We start from the raw sequence: 26,073 nt of genomic DNA, 5'->3' as shown, positions 1-26,073 counted from the left end.
GTGTGGCGCGGGATCCCGCGCCAGGATGGGGCTTAGGCCAATGCCGCCGGGCCGCGAGTCTGTGCGGAGGCTCGGCGCTGGTCGAGCAGGTATTGTCTCGGCGTCGTTCCGAAGACGCGCTTGAAATGGCGGGTCATGTGGCTCTGGTCCGAGAACCCGGCCTCAGCGGCCGCGCCGGCGATCGTATCGCCCTGCAGAAGCTTTTCGGCAGCGTAGTGCAGCCGCATGAGCGTCAGGTAGGCGTGCGGGGTGATGCCGAGACGGCGGCGGAAGGTCCTGATGATCTGGTAGACGCTGTATCCGCTCGACTTCTCGATATCGCGCAGCGTGATCTGTTCGCTGTAGTTGCGCGCCAGGTTCTCCTCCACGCACCTGACGATGCAGTTGCCTGACGCGACGCCGGCCCGGGGCAGAGGCCGCCCGGCCGGCCTGGGGCCGGTGGTCCGTGCGGATGCAGCAGAGCCTGGCCGGTCGCCTCGACCGTCGGCGCGCAAGGGCGTCGCTTGGATCATCGTCTTCCTCCTTGAAGCCGCTTTCTTCTGACGCGATTCCACGTCCTCGCATCTCAGTTTTTTCAACTATGCAGGAGGCGTTGGCGCTGCTTCAATGTAAGTTGTATCAAGTTACGATTGAGCAAAATGCAAGCGAGACGGCATGGCCCGGATTCCGCCATTCAATGCGTTGCGCGCCTTCGAGGTGGCCAGCAGGCAGCTTTCGTTCAAACGCGCGGCAGAGGAGCTCTGCGTCACGCAGGGCGCCGTCAGCCGCCACATCCAGAACCTGGAATCGCATCTGGGCGTAGTGCTCTTCGAGCGCAGCCATCGCCAGGTCGTGCTGACCCCCGAAGGCGTGCGATACGCAAACGAGATCCGCGAGGCCCTGCGGCGCGTCCAGGACGCGACCGAAACCATCATGGCCAGCAACAATCAGCGCAGCCTGAAGGTGAAGGTGCCCCCGACCTTCGCGATACGCTGGCTCGTGCCGCGCCTTGCCGGCTTCCAGGCCCGCTGCCCGGACATGTCGCTGCAGATTTCGACGCCATTCAACACGACGTTCTTCGAGCGCGACCTGGACATCGCCGTCAACTACCCCTCGCCCAGCATGCCGGACGATGTCGTGTGCGAACTGATGTTCGAGGAGTTGCTGACGCCCGTGGTCAGTCCGGCGCTGGCGGCCGGGCATCTGCCGATAGAGGTGCCGGACGACCTGTCACACCATGTCCTTCTGCATTCCCTGACGCGCACGACGGACTGGCGGACCTGGCTGAAGGCGGCCGACGCGCAGAAGGTGGATCCCGAGAGCGGCCTTCGCTTCGAGAATCCGGGGCTCGTCTACCAGGGCGCCACACAGGGGGTGGGAGTCGCCGTGGGCCAGTTGCACTTCGTTACCGACGATCTGCTGGCGAGGCGCCTGATCGCTCCTTTCCGGCAGCTGAAGTGCCTGGAGACCGGGTACTATCTGGTGTTCCCGAGGGACCGCCTCAAGAATCCCTATGTCCGCGAGTTCCGCAGCTGGATTCTGGAGGAGGCCGAGAAAAGCAAGGCTCTCGCACGCGGCAGCTTCGACTGGATCCAGTGCTGACCACCCGCCTTCCTTGAATGGCCCCGCGCCGCCGGGACTGCGACCGGTTACTGCCTCACCAGCTTGCGCAGGCTTCGCACCGGGCTCGGGCGCGGTGTGTCCGGGAACACCGCCGACCAGGCCGTATGCGCCACCTCGCCCACATAGACGTCGCCGCGTGAATCGACGGCGATACCGTGCGGAGCCACGAACTGGCCCGACTTCAGGCCGGCACAGCATCCACCGACTCGTCCGACCCGCTGTCCTGAATGGTCGAGGATGCTGACCCGCGGACCGATGTTCGGGTAGTGCCGGTTCGATCCCAGCATCGGCCCCAGCTCGCCGATGTAGAAGACCGGCTCCGGGCCGGGCTCCATGACCATGCCGCACGGACGATGGAGGTTGTTCCATTGCGTCTCGTATCGGCCGTTGCCGTCGAAGACCTGGATGCGGTGGTTCTCGCGGTCGGCGACGTAGACCCAGCCGTCCTTGTCGCAGCAGACGTTGTGCACGAGGTTGAACTCGCCGGGATCGGTGCCGATGCCGCCCCACGTCATGAGGTGGCGCCCGTCGGGCGCGTACTTGTGCACATGGGCGTTGCCGTAGCCGTCCGAGACGTAGATATCGCCTTGCGGCGAAAGGGCCGTGTGGGTGCAGCGATGGAAGGGCTCGCCGCTCATGAACGGGGCGGCCTGGCCCGGCACGCCGATCTCCATCAGGATGGTCCCGTCCAGCGTGCACTTGCACACGGTGTGACGGCCGTCGTCCGTGAGGTAGATCGTGTCGTCGGGGCCCATGTCGACGCCGTGGGCGTGGGGAAAGATTCCCTCGCCCCACGATCGAAGGAAATTGCCTTCCCGGTCGAACACCATCATCGGATGTTCGCCGCGGTTGAACACGTAGACGTTGTCCTGCCTGTCGACGCCGATATCGGCGACCTCCAGAAAGCCCCAGCCTTCGGGCAGCCTGGCCCAGTTGTCGTCGACGCGGTACCGGTACTTTCCGTAGCCGACGACCGCCTCGTCGGCGTCACCGCCGGAAGCAACGCTGGTCTGCTCGTTCATGCCGGCCACCTCCTGCCCGTCCCGCACTCACTCGGCATCGACATCGATGCCCATCAGCCTTGCCGCGTTGGTGCGGGTAAGCAGCCGGATATCGTCTTCGCTGTAGCCTACGTCGAGCAGGACCTCGATCACCGCGCGCGACCCCTCGACGAGCTTGAACCCGTCAAAAATGCCGAGATCGGAGCCGAGGATCGTCCGCTCGATACCGGCCGCCGTGATCAGTTCCTGCAGTTGCTCGGGATCGAAGAACGCATACTTGTTGCCGGGCGTGAACATGCAGGAGGAATGCTCGACATAGACGCCCATCTCCGACAGACGGCGAACGTCGTCGACATCGGCGCCGATGATGAAGGTCGGATGATTGCAGAGCAGCCGCTTGATGCCCCGCCTCTTTGCCTCCTCGAAAAGCACCCAGATTTCCGAGATGTGCAGATGGCCGGAGGAGAGCACCACGTCGGCCTCGGCGATCAGATCGAGGATCGGCAGCACCTCCTCCTTAAGACGGCCGGCATCGTCCAGTATGGTGATCGGTGACGGCGGGACCGTCAGGGTCTTGGTCTTGGGGAACTGGTCGACGAATTCGGGGTGGGAGGCGTGATAGTCGATGTGGTTGGCTGCGCAGTACGTCGGCATCCAGATCAGCCTGGCCCCCAGGCGGATGCCGTGATCGACGGCGTGAATGTTGAGCCCGCCCACCGGATTGTTGAGCGGCACGCCTGACAGCAGTTCCACGCCGTGATGGCCGTAATGCTTGTTGAGCAGTTCCGTCACCGGCGTGACCGAGTAGCAATGGTCCTTGAGCAGCAGTGCCCTGATCCCCACCGAAGCCGCCTCCTCCAGGGCTTCGATGTGATCGAAGTAGCGGCTCATGACGGATGGGCCGCTGTGGCAATGCAGGTCGATCGAGCCGCGCAGCAGCCTGTCGACGATGCCGGGGTCGGTGTCGCGCCAGTTTGCGGGTGTGCGGATAGCGGCGGTGGTGGACATGGCTCTTCCTATCGGTAGGTGTCGTAGAGAGACGGCAGAAACAGCGGAATTTCCGGCACGTAGGTGACGATCGCCAGGACGGCGAGACAGATGCCGATCATCGGCAGCGCCTTGCGGCTGATGTCCTCGATCCGCACATGCGAGATCGCGCTGGTGATGAACAGACACAGCCCGACGGGCGGTGTCACCAGGCCGATCACCACGTTCAGCACGACGATCGCGCCCAGGTGCACCGGATCGATGCCGATGTTCGATCCGACGAGCGTCAGAACGGGCAGGATCAGGATCATGATCGAGATCGGTTCGAGAAACATGCCGAGCAACAGCAGCACGACGTTGATCAACAGCAGCAGAACGAACTTGTTCTCGCTGATGCCGAGCATGGTCCGGGCGATGCCGTCGGCGACGCCCTCGATCGCGAAGACGAATGACACCATGTTGGCCATCGCGACCACGATCATGATGCCTGCGGTGAGGAAGGCGGTCTCCCACAGCGAATCGTAGATGTCCCGAAAGGTCAGATGCCGGTAGACGACGCCGGACAGGAACAGGGCATAGATGACCGCCACGCCGGCGGATTCGGTCGGGGTGAAGATGCCGGACAGAATGCCGCCGAGGATGATCACCGGCAGCATCGCTGCGGGAAATGCGCCGGCAACGGCACGGAGCCTGTCGCCCCAGGCCATGGGTTCGGAGACGGGGTAGCGGTGCCGGATGGCCTGCCAGTATGCGTATCCCATCAGGCCGACCCCGATCATCACGCCGGGCGCGATCCCCGCCAGGAACAGGCTCGCGATGGAGGTGCCGGTCAGGGCGCCGAAGATGATCATCGAGATCGCGGGAGGAATGATCGATCCCATCACCGAGGCGACCGCGACCAGCGCCGCCGCGTAATCGCGCGGATACCCGCTGCGATCCATTGCCGGGATCATGACCGACCCCACGGCGGCGGCCTCGGAGGTCGCCGTGGCGGCGCTGCCGAAGAACATGCACGTCGTGACGCTGACCATCGAAAGACCGCCGGGAACGCGCCCCACGAGGGCCTGCGCGAACAGGACGATCCGCTCCGTGATCCGGCCCCTGCTCATCAGGCTGCCGGTCAGGACGAACAGCGGAATCGACAGCAGCAGGAACTGGTCGAGTCCCGCTGCCATGTAGCGGGGAAACGCCGACATCAGGTGAAAGTTGTCGCTCGCCCACAGCAGTGCCATGCAGGCGATGCCCAGCGACAGCGCGATGGGGACGCCCAGCAAAATGAAGAGGGCAAAGGACCCGAAGAACATCGTCATAGTGCGGCCCCCTCACTCCTTACGGGAAGTTCTCGCGGCGTCGCGACCATGCGGATGGCCGTGCCAAGCATGTGCAGGAACAGGATCCCGAGGCCGAGGGGAATGGAGATGTAGACCCAGAAGATCGAGAATCCTCCCGCGCTTCCGGTGAGGTTGCGCCACAACACGCTGACGCCGGGCAGGATCTGCATCCGGTTCTGGCCGGCGTAGATGATGCTGTAGTGAAAGAGCACGCCGAGGAAGAACAGCGCGCAGACGATCGCCGGCAGCATGACCACCAGTCGCACGCGGGGCGTCAGCAGGCGCGTGACGAGGTCGACTGCAGCCATTTCCCCGCGCTGGTAGGCGATGCCGGCGAACAGGAAGCATGTCCACACCAGCAGGCAGCGCGACAGCTCCTCGGCCCAGATCAGGGAACCGGACAGGAAGTATCGGTAGAGGATCTGCGCGGTGAGAATCACCACGATCGCTCCGATCGCGATCGCGGCGGCCGCCTGCATGAAGCGGACGTAGAACCGGTAGAGGGAAACGAGAGACTGCATGGCTTTCGAGGTCTGGACGATCGTCAGCTGGCTTTTCGTGTCTACGGCGGAGGCGATCGCCGGCGGGACGTGTCGTCCCGCCGGCAAGGGCCGCTACCGGCCCTCGATCTCGCGGACCGTCTCGACGAAGGCGGCGATGGCGGGATCGGACTGGACCCGCTCCTCGATGAACGGCTCCATCACCTTGCGCATCTCGTCCTTTTCCTCGAACTCGTAGAACTGGACACCCTCTTCCTCCGCCAGCCTCTTGGCAATGGCGGCCTCGGCCTCCTTGGTGGCCATCACCTGCGGGACGATGATGTCCCGGCCGGCTTCGATCATGATCTGCTGGATGTTCTCCGGCAGGGAGTCGAACTTCGCCTTGTTGCCGATCAGCATGCCCGGCCAGAAGTAGTGGCCCGTGTAGGTGAAGTGCTTGGCCGCCTCGTAGAAGCGCTCCGATTCCAGCGACGACACGTTGATCTCGACTCCGTCGATGACGCCGGTCTCGAGCGAGGTGTAGATCTCGCCGTAGTTCATGCCGACCGGCGCGGCGCCAGCCTGTTCCCAGATCGCCAGGTGCATCGGCATGTTCATGACGCGGGTCTTCATGCCGGCCAGGTCGCTCATTGTGCGCACCGGGCCCTTGGTCGACAGGTAGTGGCGCTGTCCGCCTTCGAACAGCGAGTATCCCTTGATGCCCGACGAATCGAGATCCGCGAGCAGGTCCATCGCCGCGTCGGAGCTCAGCACCTCGGCAAGCGTGTCGTAGGACGAGATGAGGAACGGCAGTTGCAGCGCCTCGAAGCTGGACTTGTTGGCGAACACGGTCAGGCTGATCGAGGAGCCGACCATCGCGTCCACCGTGCCGGACAGCACGCCCTCGAACAGGGGTCGTTCCTCGCCGAGCTGGCGGCTGTGCAGGTACTGTACCTCTACGCGTCCGTTGGACCGCTTCTCTACCTCCTCCTTCCACATGCGTCCGGCCTCGTAGAACGGATGCGGCGGGCTGGCTGCCGTGCCGAGGAGGATCTTGTACTCCTGCGCCGCAGCCGGAGCCGCGGCGGCGATGGCGACTGCTGCGGACACGAGCAGTGCGGAAAGGTGCCTTCTGGTCAATTCGACCTCCCTTGGTTGTCTTGTTCTGTACGTCCGGCCACGGGCGATGCCGCACCGGTCCGACGCTGGACGGACTGCACGCCCGAAACTGCCGGTCAGTCGTAAGTGGGTAGGACGGCGATGTTTAGAATGGAATTGCGCCAACCAGCCGACGGGTCGGGCGGCCGAAATTCTGTTCTAAACCCGGCCGCCAAACCATCGCTATTTTCACCCGATCACCTCCGCTCCCGCCGGGGAGGCCGAGCGACGGGGCGAGAGCCACAAGACCCAACTTACGCAGGATGGAATTCATGCCCGAAACATCAGTGCCTGTTTACAATCTGGACGAGATCCCCGTCCTCAATCCCCGGGACGGCGTCGTGCAGCGCGTTTTCCGCGGCAGCAGCGTGTGCGTCAGCTTCGCCGAACTCCATCCGGACATGAAGCCCAGTCCGCACAGCCATCCCTGGGAACAGATATTCATGATCATGAAGGGGCGTGTGAAGCTGCACGTCGGCGACCAGGTGTTCGACATGCGCGAGGGATCCTTCGTCCGCATCCCGCCGAATGTCGTGCACTACTCGGAACCGCCGCTGCCCGAGGACGGCGTCGCGCTCAACCTCGACATCTTCTCGCCGCTGCGGCCGGACTTCTTCCCGCTCACCGCCTACCAGACCGACGATTTCGGCACCAGCACGCCCGCGGAGCTGAGCCCCGACGCGACGCAGGGACGTTAGTACCGGCCATGACCAAGAGACTTCCCGTCTACCGGTTTGCGGACATTCCCAAGGAAAACAGGCTGCACGAGGGGCGCATGTCGCGATTCGCGGCGCGCACCTCCTCGGCGATGGTGATGTTTGCCGAGATCCAGCCTCAGCCGCTCGACCGGCAGGGCCATCATCGCAAGCCGCACGACCACCCGCACGACCAGATGCTGGTGGTCATGAAGGGGCACATGCACATGGAGATCGGCGGTGAGGAGTACGACCTCGAGGAAGGATCGCTCGTCGTCATCCCGGCCCATGTCATGCATCGCGGCTACGCCGTCGGCGAGACGCCGGCCTCGCTGCTCGAGATCTTCGCACCAGTTCGCAACGACTACATCCACCTGGTCGACTACCAGGAGGAGGAGTTCGGCGATCGCGGCGTCGAATGGGTGAAACCGGAGTGGGATTCCTGGAACAAGCCCGACTGACTTCGAACCTGAAGCCAAGAACCTGCACGGCGCCTGCGGGCGTCAAAACCGAAAAAAGGGAGGTTACCATGAAGAAATGGACCGCAGCCATGGCGGCCGTTGGCGCGCTCTTCGCGTCCACCGCTCTCCACGCCCAGGACTATCCCGGCAAGCCCATAACTGTGATCGTGCCGTATGGCGCGGGGCAGGCCACTGACGTGATGTGCCGGGTCTTCCTCGAGCAGCTCAAGGTCGAACTCGGCGCCACGATCGTCATCGAGAACAGGGTCGGCGCCGCCTCGAACGTCGGCGCTTCCGAAGCCTCCAAGGCGCGGCCGGACGGCTACACGCTGCTGTGCACCGGCAGCGCCACGCACGTCGCCAACCCGCTGATCTACTCCGACATGGGCTTCGATCCCGACACGAGCCTGCTCCCGATCACCGGGATCGCATCGACGGGCTACGTCGTGGCGACAGGCAGCGCCTTCAAGGGCAAGACGATCGGCGACGTCATCGAGCAGGCGAAGGCATCGCCGGACAGCGTCCGCATGGGGCTGGTCAGCACCACGGCGCGCGTCGTCAACGGCATGCTCAGCGAGGCGACCGGGGCCAGCTTCAACGTGGTTCCCTACGCCGGCGGCAATCAGGCCCTATTCCCGGACCTGATCCGCGGCGACGTCGCCGTCGCGATCGAAGCCATGCCGTCGGCGGTCGGACCGATCCAGGGCGGGCAGATCGAGGGCCTGGCGGTCACCTTGCCGGAACGCTCGACCCTGATCCCCGACGTCCCCACGTTGAAGGAGAGCGGCATCGACCTGACGCTGGTCGGCTGGAATGCGTTCTATGCCCCGGCGGGCACTCCCGAGGAGATCATCACGCAGGTCAACGCGGCAGCCGTGAAGGCACTGGCCCATCCGGACGTGGCCGAGCGCCTGAAGACCGTCGCCAGCACGCCGATGCCGACCACCCCGGACGAACTCGCCGCTCTCATCCAGCGGGACCGGGCGACCTGGAAGCCGATGGTCGAGCTGTACAATCTGAAGGTGAACTGATCGCCGACGCCGGAAGACGATATCCGGCGCCCGCGGCATTGATGCGGCGGGCGCCGGTCTCCGTTCCCTGAGGACGCACGCGCAGATGACGACGGACATCGTGACGAAGCGGATCATCCGCAGCCCGAAAGATGCGTATGGCGGCCTGGCGCTGATGCTGCTCGCCGCCGTCGCCTGGTGGGGGTCGCTCGACCTCGCCGGATCGCAGGGAACCCAGTTCGGCCCGGGGACGGCGCCGAGGCTGTTTGCCGGCCTGCTGTTTGCCACGGGCTTCGCCGTCATGATCATGGGGCTGTGCAAGGACGGCGAGAAGATAGAGCGCTACGGCATCCGGGGGCCGCTGCTGATCGGTGCCTCGGTCGTCCTGTTCGCCGCCGCCGTCGGCAGCTTCGGCCTTCCCGTCACCGCCTTCTTCACCATTCTGGTCGCGTCCGCCGCATCCCACGAAACGCGCTGGATCGAAGCGATCGTGTGGGCGGCATTCCTGTCGATCGGCTGCACGCTCCTGTTCGTTTTCGCGCTCGGGCTTTCCCTGCCGCTGTGGCCGGACTTCTAGGGTGTCGGGCTGATGGATTTCATCGCAAATCTCGCTCTCGGCTTCTCCCTCGCCGCCTCCCCGGAGAACCTGCTCCTCTGCATGGTCGGGGTCATGGTGGGCACCATGGTCGGCGTGCTGCCGGGGATCGGGCCGGTGGCCAGCATCGCGATCCTGCTGCCGGTCACGTTCGGTCTTCCCCCGGTCGGCGCCCTGATCATGCTCGCCGGCATCTACTACGGCGCGCAGTATGGCGGCTCCACGACATCGATCCTGGTCAACATTCCCGGAGAGGCGTCGTCGGTGGTGACGACGCTCGACGGGTTCCAGATGGCCCAGCAGGGCCGTGCCGGCCCGGCGCTGGCGATCGCGGCGATCGGATCGTTCATCGCCGGCACCGCCGGCACCCTGCTCGTGGCGCTGCTGGGCGAGCCGCTGACCAACGTCGCGCTGATGTTCGGTGCGCCGGAATTCTTCTCGCTGATGCTCGTCGGCCTGATCCTGGCCATCGTGCTCGCCAGCGGCTCGGTGCTCAAGGCGATCGCCATGATCTTCGTCGGCCTCCTGCTGTCGACGATCGGGGCCGACCTGCAGACGGGCGTACCGCGGCTGAGCTTCGGACTGATGGAACTGTCGGAGGGCGTGAGCTTCGTGGTCATCGCCATGGGAATGTTCGGCATCGCCGAGGTTCTGCGAAACATTCAGTCGCCCGAGCAGCGCGGCATCGTGCGGGGCAAGGTCAGCAACCTGATGCCGACCCGCGAGGATCTGAGGCAGTCCGCCGGGGCGATCGGCCGGGGCACGGTCATCGGCTCGATCCTGGGCGTGCTCCCGGGAGGCGGCGCGGTGATGTCGTCCTTCGCCGCCTACACGTTCGAGAAGCGGATCTCGCGGGATCCCTCGCGCTTCGGAAAGGGTGCCATCGAGGGCGTGGCCGCGCCCGAGAGCGCCAACAACGCCGCGGCGCAGACGGCGTTCATCCCGCTGCTGACGCTCGGCATCCCCGGCAACGCGGTGATGGCCCTGTTCCTCGGTGCGATGACCATGCAGGGAATCGTGCCGGGTCCCCAGGTGATGATGATCCAGCCCGGCCTGGTCTGGGCGGTCATCGTGTCGATGTGGATCGGCAACGTCATGCTGGTGATCCTCAACCTGCCGCTCATCGGCATCTGGGTCAGCATGCTGCGCGTGCCCTACCGCCTGCTCTTCCCGGCGATCCTCATCTTCTGCTGCATCGGCGCCTATGCCGTGAACAACTCCAGCCTGGACACGATCCTGATGGGCCTGTTCGGCCTGATCGGATACTGGCTGATCCGCCACGACTTCGAGCCCGCGCCGCTGATCCTGGCGCTGGTGCTCGGCCCGCTGCTGGAGGAGAACCTGCGGCGTGCCGTCATCATTTCCAACGGCGATCCGACGATCTTCCTGACGCGCCCGCTCTCCGCCGTGCTGCTCGTCGTGGCTGTGCTCCTGCTGGCCGTTTCGATCCTGCCGTCGATCCGCAAGCGCCGGCAGCAGGTCTTCGCCGAATAGGCTGGAAACGCGTCAGCGCGTCCGACCAACGCTTGCGAGAAAGGCCAGGACCGCCGCGTTGAACGCCGCAGGGTTGGCCCGGTGCATTCCGTGCGGGGCGTTTGGGATCACGACGACGGGCGCGATCGAGGAATTGCAGCGGCGCATCGCCTCGAGCCCGAGCGCGTAGCGCGAAAGGCTTTTCTCGCCCCGGATGAGCAGGATCGGGAACCCGAACCCGGCAATGTCCTCGCAGCGCATCCCCGGTAGCTCGCCGCTGTCGACCGCCGTGTTGATGTTGTCGAGCAGGATGGTCCGCTGGAGTTTGGTCAGAGCCTGCCAGCTGCCGGGTCCGTTGAAGGCGTCGACGAACGCCTCGACTGCCCGCGCCTTGTCGCCCTTGAGGAGATCGGCATGCAGGGCCTCGAAGATCCCGGCATTCGACCGCGAGCCGTCGCCTGCGACGTCTTCGGGCGCAAGCAGGTCCTCGAGGCCGCGAGGTTCGGCCAGGGTCAGGCTACCCGCCAGTTCGGGCGCGTCGCGCGCCACCATGTAGGCGACGGAACCGCCCCGGGAATGGCCGACGAGGTGCGCCCCCGACAGCCCCAACGCCCGGATGAACGCCGCCACGTCCGCCGCATGGCGCTGCAGGGAGAAATCACCGCCGACCCCGTCCCAGGGTTCGGGATAGTAGTGGCGCAGACTGAGGGAAAGAACGCGATGGGAAGGCGACAGCGCCTCCACCTGCGCCGACCAGCTGCGGCAGTCATTGAGCGACCCATGCACCAGCACCACCGGCGCGCCGCGGCCTTGGTCGGAATAGGCCAGCGGATAGCCCTCGATGTCGACCGTCCGCAGTCCCTTAGGAATGTGCCAGTTCGCCATGCGGCCGAGCCCTCCCCCGGGCGGTCAGATCAGATTGCCGGGCGGCGAACCGCCGTGCCTTCCGGAATGCCTTATGACGTTTCGGGGAGCGGCTTATAGAACGATACTGCGCTCTTCATCGTGTCGCCTGCTCTTCATTCCGGCGTCTCCTGAGATGGCGGCGTGGAGGTGGCCCCGCTGATGGCGTCGGCACGGCGGATATAGCGCAGATCCGAGGCGGATTTCGTATGGCAGCGCCGCAGCGGCGGCCTCCGAAATGCTGTCCGCGGGCGGCTCTTAGCGGGTTGCCTCGAATGCAGCCTGTGCTCGGTGACGCGCGGGCGTTCCATTCGTCGAGACCGGCCCGAAGTCGCCCCGGAGCGCCTTTACCGCATAGCGCTCCCTCTCGATTTCGACCTGGGTCCTGAACCCCAGCCGTCTCAGTATCGGGACCGGCGGGCACCAGCCTTGCGTGGAATGCTGGAGCAGAAAGCCGGTGACGAGAAGCGGCAGATAGGACCATCTGCGGTCGTGCAGCATCGCGAGCGCGGTGCCGCCAAGCGCCAGCGTCGCTGCATTGGCTTGAATGGCCCGCTCGATATCCCACTCTTCGTCGAGTTCTCGGAGCCGGTGCTCGATGGCTTGAGGATTTCCAGCCAGCCACTCAAGGCGGTCACGAATTTCGCGCTCGACTTTTCGATGAAGCTCGGGACTCCCCTGCGATTGTTGCAAACATCGGCTGGTTCCTTCGGGACTGCTGATTCCTTTGCCTGAGCTAAACGGGCCCCGCAGACCGAAGTTCCGGGTGGCCGGTACCAGCACACACGCGGGCAGGCCGGATGCGAAAGCGGCGGACGGAACAGAGCGACACCGGCGGCGTTGAACAGTTTCACGCTTTCGGAGAGTGACACGCCGGAATGACGCTTCGATTCGAACAAATCCTCGCCGATGGCGTGGCCCAATGCTCTTACCTCGTCGGGGATGACGGTTCCGGCAGCGCGGCGGTCGTCGACCCGACCCCGGATACGGATGCGTATCTCAGGCTCGCCGAACGTTACGGACTTGCGATTACCCACATCTTCGAGACGCACATTCACGCCGACTTCCTGAGCGGCGCGCGCGAACTGATGTCGCGACTGGGAGGTGCGCCGCGGCTCTGCGTCAGTGTCGAGGCTGGTGCGCATTATGGCTTCGATCACCAGCCGGTGCGCGACGGCGACAGATTCAGCTTAGGTGGAATGCATATGGTGGCGCGGCACACGCCGGGTCATACGCCCGAGCATCTCGCATTTCTGCTCTACGAAGGCCGGGCCGACCAGCCTTGGGGCGTCCTGACGGGTGACAGCTTCTTCGTCGATAGTGTCGGGCGGCCGGATTTACTTGGCGACGAGAAGGCGGACGAGCTCACGGACGCGCTCTTTCGAACTGTCCAGGACTTCTACATGAATTTGCCCGACGGGGTGATCATCTATCCGTGTCATGGCGCGGGATCGGCCTGCGGTCCGAATATCGGCGACAGGATGTCGAGCACGATCGGCTACGAGCGCACGCACAACAAGTACGCCGCAATCTCCGACCCCGATGAATTCAGATCGGCATTGAAGGAGAACGCGCCGCCGGTCCCGACCCACTACCCACGCTTGAAGAAGGTCAACGCCGCGGGACCACAGGTGCAGGGGAATTTGCCGCGGGCGCCCGGCATGACCCCTGATGCCTTCGCTGATGCGGTCGGAAGCGACGGCATGCAGCTTCTCGATGTCCGCGACATGCTCGCCTTTGGTGGGGGCCACATTGCCGGCGCCCTTAACATAGGGGCGAGGCCGGAGCTGTCCGTGTGGGCGGGATGGCTTCTCGACCCCGAGCGGCCGATTTGCCTTGTGCTCGAGGACGACGGGCAGCTCAATGACATCTTGCGGCTATTGTGGCGGACCGGCTTCACCCGCTTCGGCGGCTACCTCGCCGGCGGCATGAGCGCCTGGCACGAGGCTGGCCTGGAACTGCGCCACATCACCCAGCTCAGCGTTCACGAACTGCGCGAAAAGGGTGTGCTTCCTCTCGACGTTCGCAAGGACGAGGAATGGCAGCAGGGACATGTTCCGGGGGCCGTTCACATCTTTATCGGCGAACTTCGCGACCGCATGCAGGAACTCGACCGGACGGCCCCCATCGCCACTTATTGCGCGAGCGGTTTTCGCGCCAGCATGGCGTCGAGCATCCTCGCCGCCAACGGCTTCGAGAGCGTGCACAACGTGCCCGGCAGCTGGAAGGCCTGGCAGAATGCCGGCTTCGAGGCAAAAACACCTCCAGAGGAGTAAAGGGAGCCATGGAGAATGCCGTAAGGATGAATGCGCGATTCACAGTGGCGAAGTTCGCCCCCTCCCCGGACGCGTTGAAAGACGCGGCTGACGAGGGCTTCAAGTCGGTCGTTAACATGCGCACCGAAAACGAGAAGCAGGAAGTGACGCCCGGTGAGGAGCGCGAGCATGCGCGGGCGGCAGGGCTGACATACCTTCATCATCCGGTGGACGGCGAAAAGCTGTCGGAGGACGTCGTGGACCGGTTCCGCGAAAAGGTCGTGGACTTGCCCGGCCCGGTGCTGGTGCACTGCGCCTCGGGCAAACGCTCCGGCTGGATGGTAATTATGCATCTGGCCGCGGAGCAGGGACTATCGGGCGACGAGGCCGTCGCGAAGGCCACTTCACTGGGCTTCGAGCAGGACGCATCCGGTCTGGAGCGTTTCGTCCGTCGTTACCTCGATCGGCACGGCGACCAATGATGGTCGCTGGCTCCACCGGTAAGGAGCCGAAGCGCGACCCGGTAGAGGTCGCAATCGTGGGCGCGGGCACCGCTGGCCTCGCCGCATTGCGGGAGATCCGGGATCGCACGGACGATTTCGTCCTGATCAATGCCGGATCGTACGGCACCACCTGCGCGCGGGTCGGATGCATGCCCTCCAAGGCACTGATCGCGGCGGCCAACGCGTTCCACGCCCGGACAAGACTGGAGGAATTCGGCATTCGCGGTGAAGCCGCGCTCGCGGCCGACATTCCGGCCGTGCTCGGGCGCGTACGGGCGTTGCGCGACCACTTCGTCTCCGGCGTCCTGTCGGCGACAGAGGGCCTCGGCGCGCGCAACATCTCCGGCCACGCCAGACTGGACGGACCGAACCGGCTCGTCGTCGACGATCGCGTGATAGAAGCCGGCCGGATCGTCCTGGCACCCGGCTCCAGCCCGGTGGTTCCAGAGAGCTGGCGCGCGTTTGGTGGCAGCATCCTTACGTCGGACACGCTGTTCGAGCAGGAAGACCTGCCGCCGAGGATCGGTGTGATCGGACTCGGCGCCATCGGAGTGGAGATCGCGCAGGCGCTGGCGCGGCTTGGACTCGATGTCCATGGGTTCGACAGCGGCGAGCGGGTAGCCGGCATCTCAGATCAGAAGGTCGCGCGGGTGGCGCGCGACGCTCTCGCGTCCGAATTCACGTTGCATCTCGGAGTCGACGCGAAGTTGGTCGAGGTCGACGGCGCGATCGAAATTCGGTGGACCGGCGGCAGTGTCGTCGTGGACAAGGTGTTCGCGGCGGTGGGACGACGCCCCAATGTCGAAGGGCTCGGGCTCGAGACGCTGGGTGTGCCGCTGGATGAAAAGGGTTTGCCTCGCGTCGACCCCTCGACAATGCGCATCGCCGGCACTCCGGTCCTGTTGGCCGGGGACGCCGACGGAGACAGGCCATTGCTGCACGAAGGTGCCGACGACGGCCATATCGCCGGGCTCAACGCCACGAGCGAAGAACCGGTCCATCTGCGCAGGCGCGTCCCCATGAGCGTCGTGTTCTGCGATCCGGAGGTCGTATCGGTCGGCCAACGAGCCGAAGAACTCGATCCGCGGGAGATTCTCATCGGCGAGGTGGATTTCGCCGCACAGGGACGTGCCCGGACGATGCAGCAGAACCACGGACTGCTACGGCTCTATGCGGCACGTTCCGACGGACGTCTGCTCGGCGCCGAAATGGCGGCTCCGGGAGGTGAACATCTGGGCCACCTCGTGGCGCTGGCAATCGATCAGGAGCTGACGGTCCACGACCTGCTCCGGATGCCTGTCTACCATCCGACGCTGGAGGAAGGCCTGCGCACTGCGCTCCGCGCCATCGCACGGAAGTTGCCGCCGCGCGGTCTGTCCGATCTTGCCCGCTGCGGTCAGTTGGGCGTCGAGGCGCTGGAATAGCTGGCAAAGACCTCGGTCGACCCGTCGGGCCGAATGAGGACGACGTCATAGGCTTCCCGTTCGCTTTCCGGACCCATGCCAGGCGATCCATACGGCATGCCGGGGACGGCGAGACCTACAGCCTCGGGTCGTTCAATCAGCAGACGGCGGATGTCGGCGACCGGGACGTGGCCCTCGATCGTGTACTCCTCGAGCCGAGCGGTATGGCAGGAGGCCATCTCCCTGGGGATGCCGTTGTCCAGTTTGTAGCGCATCAGAAGCGTCCCGAAGCTGCGCTCGGTCGTCACCGAGAATCCTTCGTCTTCAAGGATGTCGATCCACGCCGAGCAGCAGCCGCAGTTCGGATCCTTCACCACATGGATCGACGGTCCCACGCCCTGCGCCACGGCCCTCAGGGGCGGCACGGCCAGCAGGGTTGCAACGCCGACCAGGAAGGCGCGGCGGGTTCCCGTAGGCTGTTTCATTGGTGTTTCCCTTTCGAGGTCCCTGTCGCCCTGGCAGGCCGGAGATCCACATGCCCGAGCCGCGCGTCCATCGCAATTACCGAGTCAAGGATATCACGTCGGCCGCCGCGATCTGAGACATCCTTGCAATGGAAGGGGTCCCCGGTGCGGATGCCCTCGCCCGGCCGTGACCATCCGGCCGGCTGGCCCATGCACTGCGGCCGTCACGTTTCCGGGATGTTCTCGCGGAAGATCGCCTGGATGCGTATCGGCGGCAGGTTCGGCGGCTGCTGGTTGCGGGCTGCCGCGAGCAGGCGTTCGACGGCATCGCGGGCCTCGACGCGGGGGTTCTGGTCAATGACGGCGTCCATCGTGCCGGACAGGAGGTACCGCCGCGTATGCACCGTCAGTTCGTGGCCGACGAAGACGACCTCGCCGGCGCGGCCGTGCTCCTCGAGGGCCCGGGCGATGCCGCGATTGCCCGCGCCGATATTGTAGATGCCGCCGATGTCGTCGTAGCTCTCCAGCAGCGCGCTCGCCTCGGTGTAGCTGCGCTCCGTGTCGTCCTTGACCTCCCGCAGCTCGACGATGCGCAGGTCGGGGAATTCCTCCGCCAGGATATTGCGGAAGCCCATCTCTCGTTCCTCGTGGCCGCGATAGCTGAGCGATCCGGCGAACAGCGCGACGTTGTTGTGGCCGGGGCGGATGAAACGGCCCAGCAGGTGTCCGGCCAGTCGCCCGGCGGCGCGGTTGTCGATGCCGATATAGCCGAACCTCGGGACGTGGGAGATATCGGACACCATGGTGAGCACCGGCAGCCCGCCGCCGCCGACCTCGCGGATCGCCTCGCGGACCGTGGGATGGTCCAGCGCGATCACCCCGACCCCGTCGGTCTTGCCCTGCAGGTCCAGCAGCTTTCGCGCCAGCGCGTCCGGATTGAAGCCTTCGATCAGGTGGACGTGCGCGTCGACCTCGGGGCCGCGCGCTTCCGCATTGGTCCTCAGGTGGCCGGCAAGCGCGTCCATGAACGTATTGGTGCCGCCGGGCAGCAGGAAATCGATACGGGTGACGGCGCCCGGACGCGGCGCGCCGTTGTGGCCGGCCGCAGCCGAGAGATAGCCGAGACGCTCGGCGGTCTGCAGGACGCGGTCGCGGGTGCGCGTATGGACGCCGGAGCGGTTGTTCAGCACGCGATCCACCGTCGCCGTGCTGACCTCCGCTTCCTTCGCGATATCCGAAATCGTCGCGCGCATGCGCCGTTCGCCTGACCTGATTCCTGCAACCGTCATAGTCCTACGCCATTGCGGTTGCGTCAACAATATTGATGTTAAATGATGTGAATTACATCATCCACATCAGCCCCGGGATACGCCCGCTTCGTTTCACCGCGAACCGGGCAACCGGCCGCCCGCATCGGCAGCCGAGGGCACCCGCCGTTCCCGCACGGCGTCGCGCCGCCGTGCGGAGCTTTCTCCATTTCCTCATATAGTCCGTATACTTATAAGATTATCCATATTGAATCTCTGCTCCATCGCTGCACGAAAGAGGCGGTGTGGCGGGAGCACATGCAGCGGTCGGACGGACATTTCCCGGCGCATCGCATGCCCGCCACTCCCTCGCGAATCGACGGAACTGGGCCGGGCCGGGATGAAGTTTTGATGTATGTATTGACAGTTTGGGATCAGCATGCATCATTCAACGTCATAAAGCATCAAACAAGATGCCGTTCTGGGAGCAAACGGGAGGGAGGCTGGCGATGGCTGGTCGCATAATCACACCACACACATCTCGTCGTGCCGTTCTGAAGTCCGGCGCGGCCTTCGCGGCGACGGCCGCGATCGGCATCTCGCCGCGGTTCCTGTCGCCGGGCACCGCCCGGGCGCAGGGCGCGCTGGCGCCGGGCATGACCGGCGGCCCCTGGGGCTTCGAGGGCGCCGAGCGCTACCAGTACGGGCCCGACACGCCCGAGGGACGCGCCATCGAGGGTATCAAGACGCTGAAGGGCGCCGGCAAGGCACCCGACAAGATCGTGATGATGCTTTCGGAGGGCTCGGTCGGCCACCTGACCAAGGCCTATCCCGAGGGCGGGCCGACCGTGAAGGAGGTCTTCGAGAAGGAGACCGGCGTGACGATCGAGATCGTCGGCGTGCCGTCGGGCCAGGAATTCACCAAGACGATGCAGGACATCGCCACCAAGGCCGGCGCCCTCGACATCTACGCGGTCGAGTGGAACCGGCTCGGCGACCTCGCCGAGACGGGCGGACTGGTCAACCTCGACGAATATGCCTCGCAATACCGCCCCGAGTGGGACGATCCGGAACGCGGCTACTTCGGCGGCGCCCAGGGCGTCAACCTGCTCAACAAGTACCGCGGCTCGATCTACGGCGTCTCGCTCGACGGCGACTTCCAGACCTGGATCGTCCGCAAGGACCTGTTCGAGAACGCCGACGAGCAGAAGGCCTTCGAGGACAAGCACGGCTATCCGCTGCGCTATCCCCGCACCTTCAAGGAACTCGACGAGATCGCAACCTTCTTCAACCGGCCCGACCAGGGCATGTTCGGCTGCACCGATCTGAGGAACCAGGGCTGGGGCTACACCAACTGGTACCAGCGCTACTGCTCGCTCGGCCAGCCCAACGAGATGCTGTTCGACCTCGAGGCCAACCCGCTGATCAATTCCGACAAGGGCATCCAGGCGGCGAGCGAGTACGTGTTGACGCTGAGCTACCATTCGCCGGACGCGATCAGCTGGGGCTGGCCGGAGCAGTACGGCAACATGGCCGAAGGCGGGGCGGCGATGACCTGCGCCTTCTCCAACATGCCGAAGTTCCTCGACAACCCGGCCAACACCGGCTCGAAGGTCACCGGCAAGATGGATTCGATGCTGCCGCCCGGCCGCGAGCACGGCTCCGACCTGGTGCGCCGCAGCGTGCTGTGGCTGAACCTGTCGGCCAGCGTGTCGAGCCAGTCGGACTACCCGGAAGCCTGCTACCTGCTGCTGCAGTGGCTCGGCTCGAGCCGCATCTACTCGTGGATGACGGCGAACCCGGCCGGCTACTTCGATCCCTTCCAACTCGCCAATTTCGACGACCCGCTGGTCCGCCAGACCTATCACGACTACCAGGTCGACACGATCCGCGAGACCGCGGCGCGCAGCGTGCCGACGATCAACTATCCCGGCGCCACCGCCTTCCACAACGCGCTCGACGAGAACCTCGTCGCCGCGCTGACCAAGTCCAAGTCGCCGGAGCAGGCGATGGCCGACACGGCGGAGGAGTGGAAGAAGATCACCGGCAAGATCGGCGAGGACAAGATCGTCGACGCGATCCGCAACAATTCGCAGGCCTGGCCGACGATCGTCGATCCCGTCGACGGCGGCTGACCGGTTCCCGGAACCCGACTCGCGGCGGCGAAGCATCTCGCCGCCGCATAGTTTCTCCCGACCGGACGATCCCCGGAACTTCCATGCCGACCCGCCTGCCCCTCCAGCTCCTGCGCTACGCCCTCGTCCTCGGCGCCGTCGCGATCACCCTGATCCCGACGCTGTGGATGGCCTCGATGGCGTTCAAGCCGATTCCGGAATGGACGGCCAGCGGCGCGGCGCTGCGCTGGTGGCCGGAGAATCCCACGCTCGACAACTTCCGTTTCATCTTCGGCGGTTCGACCTCGGAGCTGCTGGTGTCGCTCGACCGGACGGCGTGGCGGCCGATCCTGGCGAGCCTGCTCGCCTCGACGTTCGGCACGCTGCTGGCGATGGTCTGCGGCACGGCTGCGGCCTACGCCGTCTCGCGCTTCAGGGCCGGCGGCAACCTGCCGCTGTCGCTGATCCAGCTCAGGATCTTCCCGCCGATGGCGGTGCTGATCCCGGTGATGATCATGTGGACCTTCCTCGATCTCACCGACACCTGGTACGGCCTGGCGCTGATCTACGGCATCGTCACCCTGCCGTTCGCGTTCTGGCTGATGAAGACGTTCTTCGACGAGATGCCGCGCGAGATCGAGGAGGCGGCGCTGGTCGAGGGCTGCTCGCGGCTCAGGGTGTTCCTGAAGATCACCTTCCCGATGATGCTGGCGCCGTTCGCCAGCTCCGCCCTGTTCGTCTTCATCCTGAACTGGAGCGACTACCTGATCGCGCTGCTGCTCACCACCAAGGACTGGGTGACGATCCCGGTCTACATGGCGAGCCTGTCGTCCTCGATGACCGGACAGCTCTACGGCGCCAAGGCGGCGCTCGGACTGATCGCGGCGCTGCCGCCGGTGATCCTCGGCATCGCCATTCAGCGCTACCTCGTGCGCGGCCTCACCTTCGGGGCCCTGAAGCAATGACGCCTGAAGCAATGACGCCCGAGGCAATGACGGCAAAGGCTGCCATGTCCGATCCGCTGCCGGCGTCCGCACGCCGATCGCACACACCGCCCGAATCGCCGCTTGAGGCGGAGGGCCGCAGGCTCGGCTTCCTGATGGCGCTGCCGACGCAGCTCCTGCTGGTCTTCATCGTCGTCTTCCCGCTGCTGATGCAGCTCTACATCTCGCTGACCGCCTGGACGCCGCTCTACGGCCAGAACTGGACGCAGGCCTGGCAGTCCTGGAACTGGTTCGAGAACTACGCCGAAGTGATGCAGGACGGGCGGTTCTGGTCGGCGCTGTGGCGCACCTTCCTGGTGATCATCGTCTGCGTGCCGGCGCAGTTCCTGCTCGGGCTCGGCCTGGCCATCCTGTTCGTGGAGAACTTCCCGGGCAAGCGGGTGTTCTACTCGGTGCTGCTGACGCCGATGATGGTGGTGCCGGCGGTGGCCGGCTACATGTTCTTCATGCTGTTCCAGTCCGGCGGGCCGATCAACGGCATCCTGTCGGACCTGACCGGCCTCAACGTCACCACCGCCTGGCTGTCGGATCCCTCGCTTGCGCTGGCCGCGGTGATGATCGCCGACATCTGGCAGTGGACGCCGCTGATGTTCCTGATCCTGCTCGCCGGTCTGATCGGCGTGCCGGAGGACCAGCTCAAGGCGGCCACCCTGCTCGGCGCCTCATGGTGGCAGCGCTTCCGCACCATCATGCTGCCGCGCATCAGGACGGTGATCGTCATCGCCCTGGTGATCCGCACCGTCGAGATCTTCAAGATCTTCGACAACCTCTACATCATGACGGGCGGCGGCCCCGGCGTCTCCACCGAGACGATCTCCGTCTACATCTACAAGGTCACCCTGCAGAACCTCGAGTGGTCCTACGTCGCCACCGTTGCGCTGATCATCCTGGTGTCGCTCAGCGTCGTCACCGCCTTCGGTCTCAAGCTGATGGACAGGAGGTGAGGCGATGGCGTCGATAACCCTCTCGGGCCTCACCAAGACCTTCGGCACCTTCACCGCCGTCAAGTCGCTCGACCTGCACATCGCCGACAAGGAGTTCCTGGCGCTGCTGGGGCCGTCAGGCTGCGGCAAGTCGACGACGATGAACATCATCGCCGGCATGGAGCAGCCGAGCGCCGGCACCGTCCGGTTCGACGACCGCGACATGCTGAACGTGCCGATGGGCCGGCGCGGCGTCGGCTTCGTGTTCCAGAACTACGCGATCTTCACCCACATGTCGGTCTACGACAACATCGCCTACGGTCTGCGGATGCGCGGTCTGCCGAAGGCGGAGATCGACGCGCGCGTCAGGCAGGTCGCCGAACTGCTCGGCTTGACGCCGTTCCTGAAGCAGAAGTCGGCGGGCCTTTCGGTGAACATCCTGCAGCGCCTGGCGATCGGCCGGTCGGCCGCCGTCAACCCGCAGATCTTCCTGCTCGACGAGCCGCTGTCCAATGTCGACGCCGCGTTCCGGGCGGTGATGCGCACCGAGCTCAAGCATCTGCAGCGCGAGTTCGGCCAGACCATGATCTACGTCACCCACGACCAGCTCGAGGCGATGACCATGGCCGACCGGATCGCGGTCATGGACCGGGGCGTCCTGCAGCAGGTCGGCTCGCCGATCGAGGTCTACAACAACCCCGTCAACACCTTCGTCGCCCGCTTTCTCGGCAGCCCCAGCATGAACCTGCTGCCGGCGCGACTCGGGACGGAGGACGGACGGCCTGTCGTCGAGGTGACGGGCCTCGGCCGGGTCGCCGCGCCGGCATCCGCACGCGGCTCCGCCGACGTGCTGTTCGGGATCCGGCCGGAGGATCTGACGATCACCGCGACCGACCTGCCGGGCGCCTTCGTCATGGAGGTCGTGTTCGTCGAGCGGGTCGGGCCGCGCACGATCGTGCACCTGGCCCGCGACGGCCAGGAGCTGAAGGCGATCGAGGGCAACGGCTTTCCCGTCGCGATCGGCGACCGGCTCGGTGTCGTCGCCAAACCGGAGTCCGTCCGGCTGTTCGATGCGGCGACCGGTCAGGCCCTGGATAAGGAGCCGGCCGATGGCTGAGATCACCTTCGAGAACGTCAGCAAGCGGTTCGGCGACACGGTCGCCGTCGACGACGTGTCGTTCCGCGTCGCCGACAACGAGTTCTTCTGCATCTTCGGTCCGCCGACCAGCGGCAAGTCGACGATCCTGCGGCTGCTGCTCGGCCTGGAGACGCCGGATGCCGGGGACATTCTGATCGACGGCAAGTCGGTGCTCGGCGTCTCGCCGGCCGGCCGCAACGTCGCGATGGTGTTCCAGAACCTCGCGCTGTTCCCGCACATGACCACCGAGAACAACATCCGCTTCCCGCTGGTCGAGCGTGGCCAGCCGGCGGAGACGATCGCTCCCCGCGTCGCGGAGGTGGCCGAGAAGCTTCACATCACGCCGCTCCTGAAGAAGATGCCGGCGCAGCTGTCCGGCGGCGAGCGCCAGCGCGTCGCGATCGCCCGCGCGCTGGTGCGCGATCCCGTCGCCTACCTGATGGACGACCCGATCTCGGCGCTCGACGCGCGGCTGCGCGAGGAGACCCGGGTCGAGCTGAAGCGCATCCAGCGCGAGCTCGGCCATACGCTGATCTACGTCACCCACGACCAGGAGGAGGCGATGTCGGTCGCCGACCGGATGGCGATCCTCGAACACGGGGCGATCCGCCAGATCGACACGCCCGAGGCGATCTACGACCGGCCGGCCTCGCGCTACGTCGCCCGCCTCGTCGGGTCGCCTCCGATCAACCTCATCCCGGGGGTGGTGCGCACCGGACGCTTCGAGACCGACGACGGGGCGCTGCGCATCGACCTCGACCGGGGCGGCTTCGCCCACGACGGCCCGGTCGACCTCGGCGTGCGCCCGGAGGACGTGCGGATCTCGCCGCCGGACGCCGACGGCGCCGCGGCGGCGCGGGTCTACGAGGTCGAGCCGCTCGGCGGCTTCACCATCGTCGACGTCGAGATGTCCGGCCAGATCCTGCGCGCCATGCTGCGCGGCCAGCCGCCGATCCGGGCCAACGAGCCGGTCGGCCTGTCGATCGCGCCGTCGAGCATTCACCTGTTCGCCCGCGACAGCGGCGCGACACTGTTCGCCGATACCCGCGGCTAGACGCGCGGGACGCTAGAACCGAGGGAGAACCGCAAATGGCAGACAGCAAGGGCTTCCATCCGGATCCAGAGGTCCGCTGCCGCGACTTCAGGATCGGCTGCATCGGCGCCGGCATGATCATGGCCGAGTGCCATCTCGCCGCCTACAAGGAGGCCGGCTTCCCCGTCGCAGCGATCGCCTCGCGGACGAAGGCGAACGCCGACAAGGTCGCCGCGCGCTGGGGCATCGCCACTGTGCACGAGACGCCGGAGGACCTGATTGCCGACCCCGACGTCGAGATCCTCGACATCGCCTATCCACCCGACCTGCAGCCCGGCCTGATCCACGCCGCGCTCCAGCAGCCGCACATCAGGGCGATCCTCGCCCAGAAGCCGTTGTCGCTGACGCTTCAGGAAGCGGTCGCCCTGCGCGACGAGGCAAAGGCCGCCGGCAAGATCCTCTCCGTCAACCAGAACATGCGCTACGACCAGTCGATGCGGGTTCTCAAGGAGATCCTCGACCGCGGCGAGATCGGCGAACCGGTCTTCGCAGAGATCGACATGCACGCGATCCCGCACTGGCAGACCTTCCTGGCCGACTACGACCGGCTGACGCTCGCCAACATGAGCGTCCACCACCTCGACGTGCTGCGCTTCCTGTTCGGCGAGCCCGAGGAGATCTTCACGACGTCGCGCAAGGACCCGCGCACCGCCTTCGAGCATTCCGACGGCATCACGGTGTCGACGCTGAAGTTCCCCTCCGGGGTGCTGGCCGTTTCCCTGGAGGACGTCTGGTCGGGGCCGCGCGCGGAGGGCTACGAGGACGATCAGCACATCCGCTGGCGCGTCGACGGTACCGACGGCGTCGCCAAGGGCACGATCGGCTGGCCGACGGGGGCAGCCTCGACGCTCAGCTACGCCTCGACGAGGACGACCGGCGGCAAATGGGTCACGCCGACCTGGGACACCATGTGGTTCCCGCACGCCTTCATCGGCGTCATGGAGCAGCTCCAGTATGCGGTGAAGACCGGCGAGCCGCCGGCGCTGTCGGTCGCGGACAACGTCAGGACCGTGGCGCTGATCGAGGCCGGCTACCGGTCGATGGCCGAGAACCGCGCCGTCAGGCTGTCGGAGATACCGGTATGAGCGGGGACGGCCGAGGCATGAATTGCACCTTTTGTTCCCCCTCACCCGGCCCTTCGGGCCGACCTCTCCCCGCCGGGGAGAGGTGTCGGCAGGCTCCTTGGCACACCTCTCCCATAGGGAGAGGTCGGATCGCGCAGCGATCCGGGTGAGGGATTAGGGCAGTTGCCATGAAACCAAAAGCACCAACGAACCAGGATGGGAGACGAACGCCATGATGCAAGTCGGCATTTTTACCGGATACTTCCCCTACGAGCTCGAGACGACCGCGAAGAAGATCCGCGATCTCGGCTTCAACACCGTGCAGCTCGACATGCACTTCAAGGATGTCGACGTCTCGGCGGGGCAGATCACCAAGGACAAGTGCGTGAAGATCCGCGAGACCTTCCGCGACCACAACCTGCCGATCTGCTGCATCTCCGGCTATACCAACATCATCCATCCCGATCCGGCCGAGCGCGAGAAGCGGGTCGGCTACCTGAAGGAGATCATCCGGCACGCCCAGTATCTCGGCACGCCCTACGTCATCTCCGAAACGGGCACCTACAACACCGAGAGCGACTGGGTGCACGACGACAAGAACAAGACGGAAGAGGGTTTCGAGGAGTGCCGCAAGGTCATCGCCGACCTCGCCCAGCACGCCTACGACCACGGCGCGATGTTCCTGCTGGAGACCTACGTCAACAACGTCGTCGGATCGGTCGAGGAGACGGTGCGGATGTTCGCCCAGGTCGACCACCCCGGCCTCGGCCTGCTGATGGACCCGACCAACTATTTCGAGACCCACAACATCGACGACATGGACAGGATCCTGAACCAGGTCTTCGACACGCTGTCGGACAAGATCAAGATCGGCCATGCCAAGGACGTGAAGCGCTCCGGCGACGACAAGTCGGAGAAGCACGCGGACATCGGCGACGACGACGCGCTGGAATCGCACACCTTCCGCGGTGTCGGCGAGATCGAGCTGCCGGCGCCCGGCCTCGGCGAGCTGAACTACGACCTCTACTTCCAGCGGCTCGCGCAGAAGCATCCGAACATCCCGATGATCATCGAGCACCTGGACGAGGCCGACGTGCCGCGCGCCAAGAAGTTCATCGACGGGAAGCTGAGGGCGAACGGCCTGTGAGGCGCGTCGGCATCATGATCGCA

At 65.5% G+C, this 26,073-nt stretch carries 26 protein-coding genes; 16 read left to right on the top strand and 10 right to left on the bottom strand.

Annotated elements, in window-relative coordinates:
• Positions 1–32 precede the first annotated feature (32 nt).
• A complete protein-coding gene (locus V3328_RS04425; RefSeq protein ID WP_340328451.1) occupies positions 33–512 on the bottom strand; it encodes a helix-turn-helix transcriptional regulator in 480 nt (159 codons plus the stop codon).
• A gap of 142 nt (positions 513–654) precedes the next feature.
• On the opposite strand from V3328_RS04425, the gene gcvA reads away from it, so the two are divergent.
• A complete protein-coding gene (gcvA, locus tag V3328_RS04420; RefSeq protein WP_340328450.1) occupies positions 655–1,581 on the top strand; it encodes a transcriptional regulator GcvA in 927 nt (308 codons plus the stop codon).
• Positions 1,582–1,628: 47 nt separating this feature from the next.
• Here gcvA and V3328_RS04415 read toward each other — a convergent pair whose 3' ends face one another.
• The 5 genes from V3328_RS04415 to V3328_RS04395 are packed head-to-tail and all read right to left on the bottom strand — an operon-like array spanning position 1,629 to position 6,540.
• Positions 1,629–2,624, bottom strand: coding sequence for a peptidyl-alpha-hydroxyglycine alpha-amidating lyase family protein (locus V3328_RS04415; RefSeq protein WP_340328449.1), 996 nt, complete (start codon positions 2,622–2,624; stop codon positions 1,629–1,631).
• 27 nt (positions 2,625–2,651) lie between these two features.
• On the bottom strand, positions 2,652–3,611 hold the full coding sequence (locus V3328_RS04410) for a DUF6282 family protein (protein ID WP_340328448.1): 960 nt from the start codon (positions 3,609–3,611) through the stop codon (positions 2,652–2,654).
• Positions 3,612–3,619: 8 nt separating this feature from the next.
• On the bottom strand, positions 3,620–4,900 hold the full coding sequence (locus V3328_RS04405) for a TRAP transporter large permease (RefSeq protein ID WP_340328447.1): 1,281 nt from the start codon (positions 4,898–4,900) through the stop codon (positions 3,620–3,622).
• Positions 4,897–5,529, bottom strand: coding sequence for a TRAP transporter small permease (locus V3328_RS04400; protein WP_340328446.1), 633 nt, complete (start codon positions 5,527–5,529; stop codon positions 4,897–4,899). Before V3328_RS04400 ends, V3328_RS04405 begins: the two co-directional genes overlap by 4 nt.
• 6 nt (positions 5,530–5,535) lie before the next feature.
• On the bottom strand, positions 5,536–6,540 hold the full coding sequence (locus tag V3328_RS04395; protein ID WP_340328445.1) for a TRAP transporter substrate-binding protein: 1,005 nt from the start codon (positions 6,538–6,540) through the stop codon (positions 5,536–5,538).
• Between the two features lie 290 nt (positions 6,541–6,830).
• Between V3328_RS04395 and V3328_RS04390 the strand changes: the two genes are divergently transcribed.
• From V3328_RS04390 to V3328_RS04370, 5 genes are all read left to right on the top strand, one after another.
• Positions 6,831–7,256, top strand: coding sequence for a cupin domain-containing protein (locus V3328_RS04390; protein WP_340328444.1), 426 nt, complete (start codon positions 6,831–6,833; stop codon positions 7,254–7,256).
• A gap of 8 nt (positions 7,257–7,264) precedes the next feature.
• Positions 7,265–7,714, top strand: a complete 450-nt coding sequence (locus V3328_RS04385; RefSeq protein WP_340328443.1) for a cupin domain-containing protein — start codon at positions 7,265–7,267, stop codon at positions 7,712–7,714.
• A 68-nt stretch (positions 7,715–7,782) separates the two neighbouring features.
• On the top strand, positions 7,783–8,745 hold the full coding sequence (locus tag V3328_RS04380) for a Bug family tripartite tricarboxylate transporter substrate binding protein (RefSeq protein WP_340328442.1): 963 nt from the start codon (positions 7,783–7,785) through the stop codon (positions 8,743–8,745).
• A gap of 85 nt (positions 8,746–8,830) precedes the next feature.
• Positions 8,831–9,301, top strand: a complete 471-nt coding sequence (locus V3328_RS04375; RefSeq protein ID WP_340328441.1) for a tripartite tricarboxylate transporter TctB family protein — start codon at positions 8,831–8,833, stop codon at positions 9,299–9,301.
• Positions 9,302–9,313: 12 nt separating this feature from the next.
• Positions 9,314–10,813 carry a tripartite tricarboxylate transporter permease gene (locus V3328_RS04370; RefSeq protein WP_340328440.1) on the top strand — a complete coding sequence of 500 codons (1,500 nt, stop codon included), beginning with the start codon at positions 9,314–9,316 and terminating at the stop codon, positions 10,811–10,813.
• Between the two features lie 12 nt (positions 10,814–10,825).
• Here the strand turns inward: V3328_RS04370 and V3328_RS04365 are convergent, their stop codons facing one another.
• Positions 10,826–11,677: an alpha/beta fold hydrolase gene (locus tag V3328_RS04365; RefSeq protein WP_340328439.1), complete on the bottom strand. Its 852-nt coding sequence runs from the start codon at positions 11,675–11,677 to the stop codon at positions 10,826–10,828.
• 276 nt (positions 11,678–11,953) lie between these two features.
• Positions 11,954–12,388, bottom strand: coding sequence for a hypothetical protein (locus V3328_RS04360; RefSeq protein ID WP_340328438.1), 435 nt, complete (start codon positions 12,386–12,388; stop codon positions 11,954–11,956).
• Positions 12,389–12,573: 185 nt separating this feature from the next.
• Here V3328_RS04360 and V3328_RS04355 point away from each other — a divergent pair, with 185 nt between their 5' ends.
• From V3328_RS04355 to V3328_RS04345, 3 genes are read left to right on the top strand one after another with little or no spacing between them, the layout of a single operon-like run.
• Positions 12,574–13,971, top strand: a complete 1,398-nt coding sequence (locus V3328_RS04355; protein WP_340328437.1) for a rhodanese-like domain-containing protein — start codon at positions 12,574–12,576, stop codon at positions 13,969–13,971.
• Between the two features lie 8 nt (positions 13,972–13,979).
• The gene (locus V3328_RS04350; protein WP_340328436.1) at positions 13,980–14,432 is read left to right on the top strand and encodes a protein tyrosine phosphatase family protein; all 453 of its coding nucleotides are present in this window, start codon (positions 13,980–13,982) and stop codon (positions 14,430–14,432) included.
• On the top strand, positions 14,432–15,877 hold the full coding sequence (locus V3328_RS04345; RefSeq protein WP_340328435.1) for a dihydrolipoyl dehydrogenase: 1,446 nt from the start codon (positions 14,432–14,434) through the stop codon (positions 15,875–15,877). Before V3328_RS04350 ends, V3328_RS04345 begins: the two co-directional genes overlap by 1 nt.
• On the opposite strand, the gene V3328_RS04340 is transcribed toward V3328_RS04345, so the two are convergent.
• Both V3328_RS04340 and V3328_RS04335 read right to left on the bottom strand, forming a co-directional pair.
• A complete protein-coding gene (locus V3328_RS04340) occupies positions 15,850–16,341 on the bottom strand; it encodes a DUF411 domain-containing protein (protein WP_340328434.1) in 492 nt (163 codons plus the stop codon). The genes V3328_RS04345 and V3328_RS04340 overlap by 28 nt on opposite strands.
• Before the next feature lie 203 nt (positions 16,342–16,544).
• The gene (locus V3328_RS04335) at positions 16,545–17,573 is read right to left on the bottom strand and encodes a LacI family DNA-binding transcriptional regulator (protein ID WP_340328433.1); all 1,029 of its coding nucleotides are present in this window, start codon (positions 17,571–17,573) and stop codon (positions 16,545–16,547) included.
• A gap of 503 nt (positions 17,574–18,076) precedes the next feature.
• On the opposite strand from V3328_RS04335, the gene V3328_RS04330 reads away from it, so the two are divergent.
• The 7 genes from V3328_RS04330 to V3328_RS04300 all read left to right on the top strand — a co-directional run bounded on the left by V3328_RS04330 (position 18,077) and on the right by V3328_RS04300 (position 26,050).
• On the top strand, positions 18,077–19,702 hold the full coding sequence (locus V3328_RS04330; protein WP_340328432.1) for an extracellular solute-binding protein: 1,626 nt from the start codon (positions 18,077–18,079) through the stop codon (positions 19,700–19,702).
• Positions 19,703–19,785: 83 nt separating this feature from the next.
• On the top strand, positions 19,786–20,646 hold the full coding sequence (locus V3328_RS04325; RefSeq protein WP_340328431.1) for a carbohydrate ABC transporter permease: 861 nt from the start codon (positions 19,786–19,788) through the stop codon (positions 20,644–20,646).
• A 134-nt stretch (positions 20,647–20,780) separates the two neighbouring features.
• Positions 20,781–21,629 carry a carbohydrate ABC transporter permease gene (locus V3328_RS04320; protein ID WP_340328880.1) on the top strand — a complete coding sequence of 283 codons (849 nt, stop codon included), beginning with the start codon at positions 20,781–20,783 and terminating at the stop codon, positions 21,627–21,629.
• A gap of 4 nt (positions 21,630–21,633) precedes the next feature.
• Positions 21,634–22,725, top strand: a complete 1,092-nt coding sequence (locus V3328_RS04315; RefSeq protein ID WP_340328430.1) for an ABC transporter ATP-binding protein — start codon at positions 21,634–21,636, stop codon at positions 22,723–22,725.
• Entirely contained in the window at positions 22,718–23,800 is a 1,083-nt protein-coding gene (locus V3328_RS04310) for an ABC transporter ATP-binding protein (RefSeq protein WP_340328429.1), read from the top strand. The genes V3328_RS04315 and V3328_RS04310 overlap by 8 nt, the downstream gene beginning before the upstream one ends.
• A gap of 35 nt (positions 23,801–23,835) precedes the next feature.
• Positions 23,836–24,924, top strand: coding sequence for a Gfo/Idh/MocA family protein (locus tag V3328_RS04305; RefSeq protein WP_340328428.1), 1,089 nt, complete (start codon positions 23,836–23,838; stop codon positions 24,922–24,924).
• A gap of 211 nt (positions 24,925–25,135) precedes the next feature.
• Entirely contained in the window at positions 25,136–26,050 is a 915-nt protein-coding gene (locus tag V3328_RS04300) for a sugar phosphate isomerase/epimerase family protein (protein ID WP_340328427.1), read from the top strand.
• Positions 26,051–26,073 lie beyond the last annotated feature (23 nt).

Origin of the sequence: Microbaculum marinum, from assembly GCF_037855135.1 — a bacterium.
Classification (GTDB): Bacteria; Pseudomonadota; Alphaproteobacteria; order Rhizobiales; family Tepidamorphaceae; genus Microbaculum; species Microbaculum marinum.
This window is presented reverse-complemented; position numbering and strand designations above follow the sequence as displayed.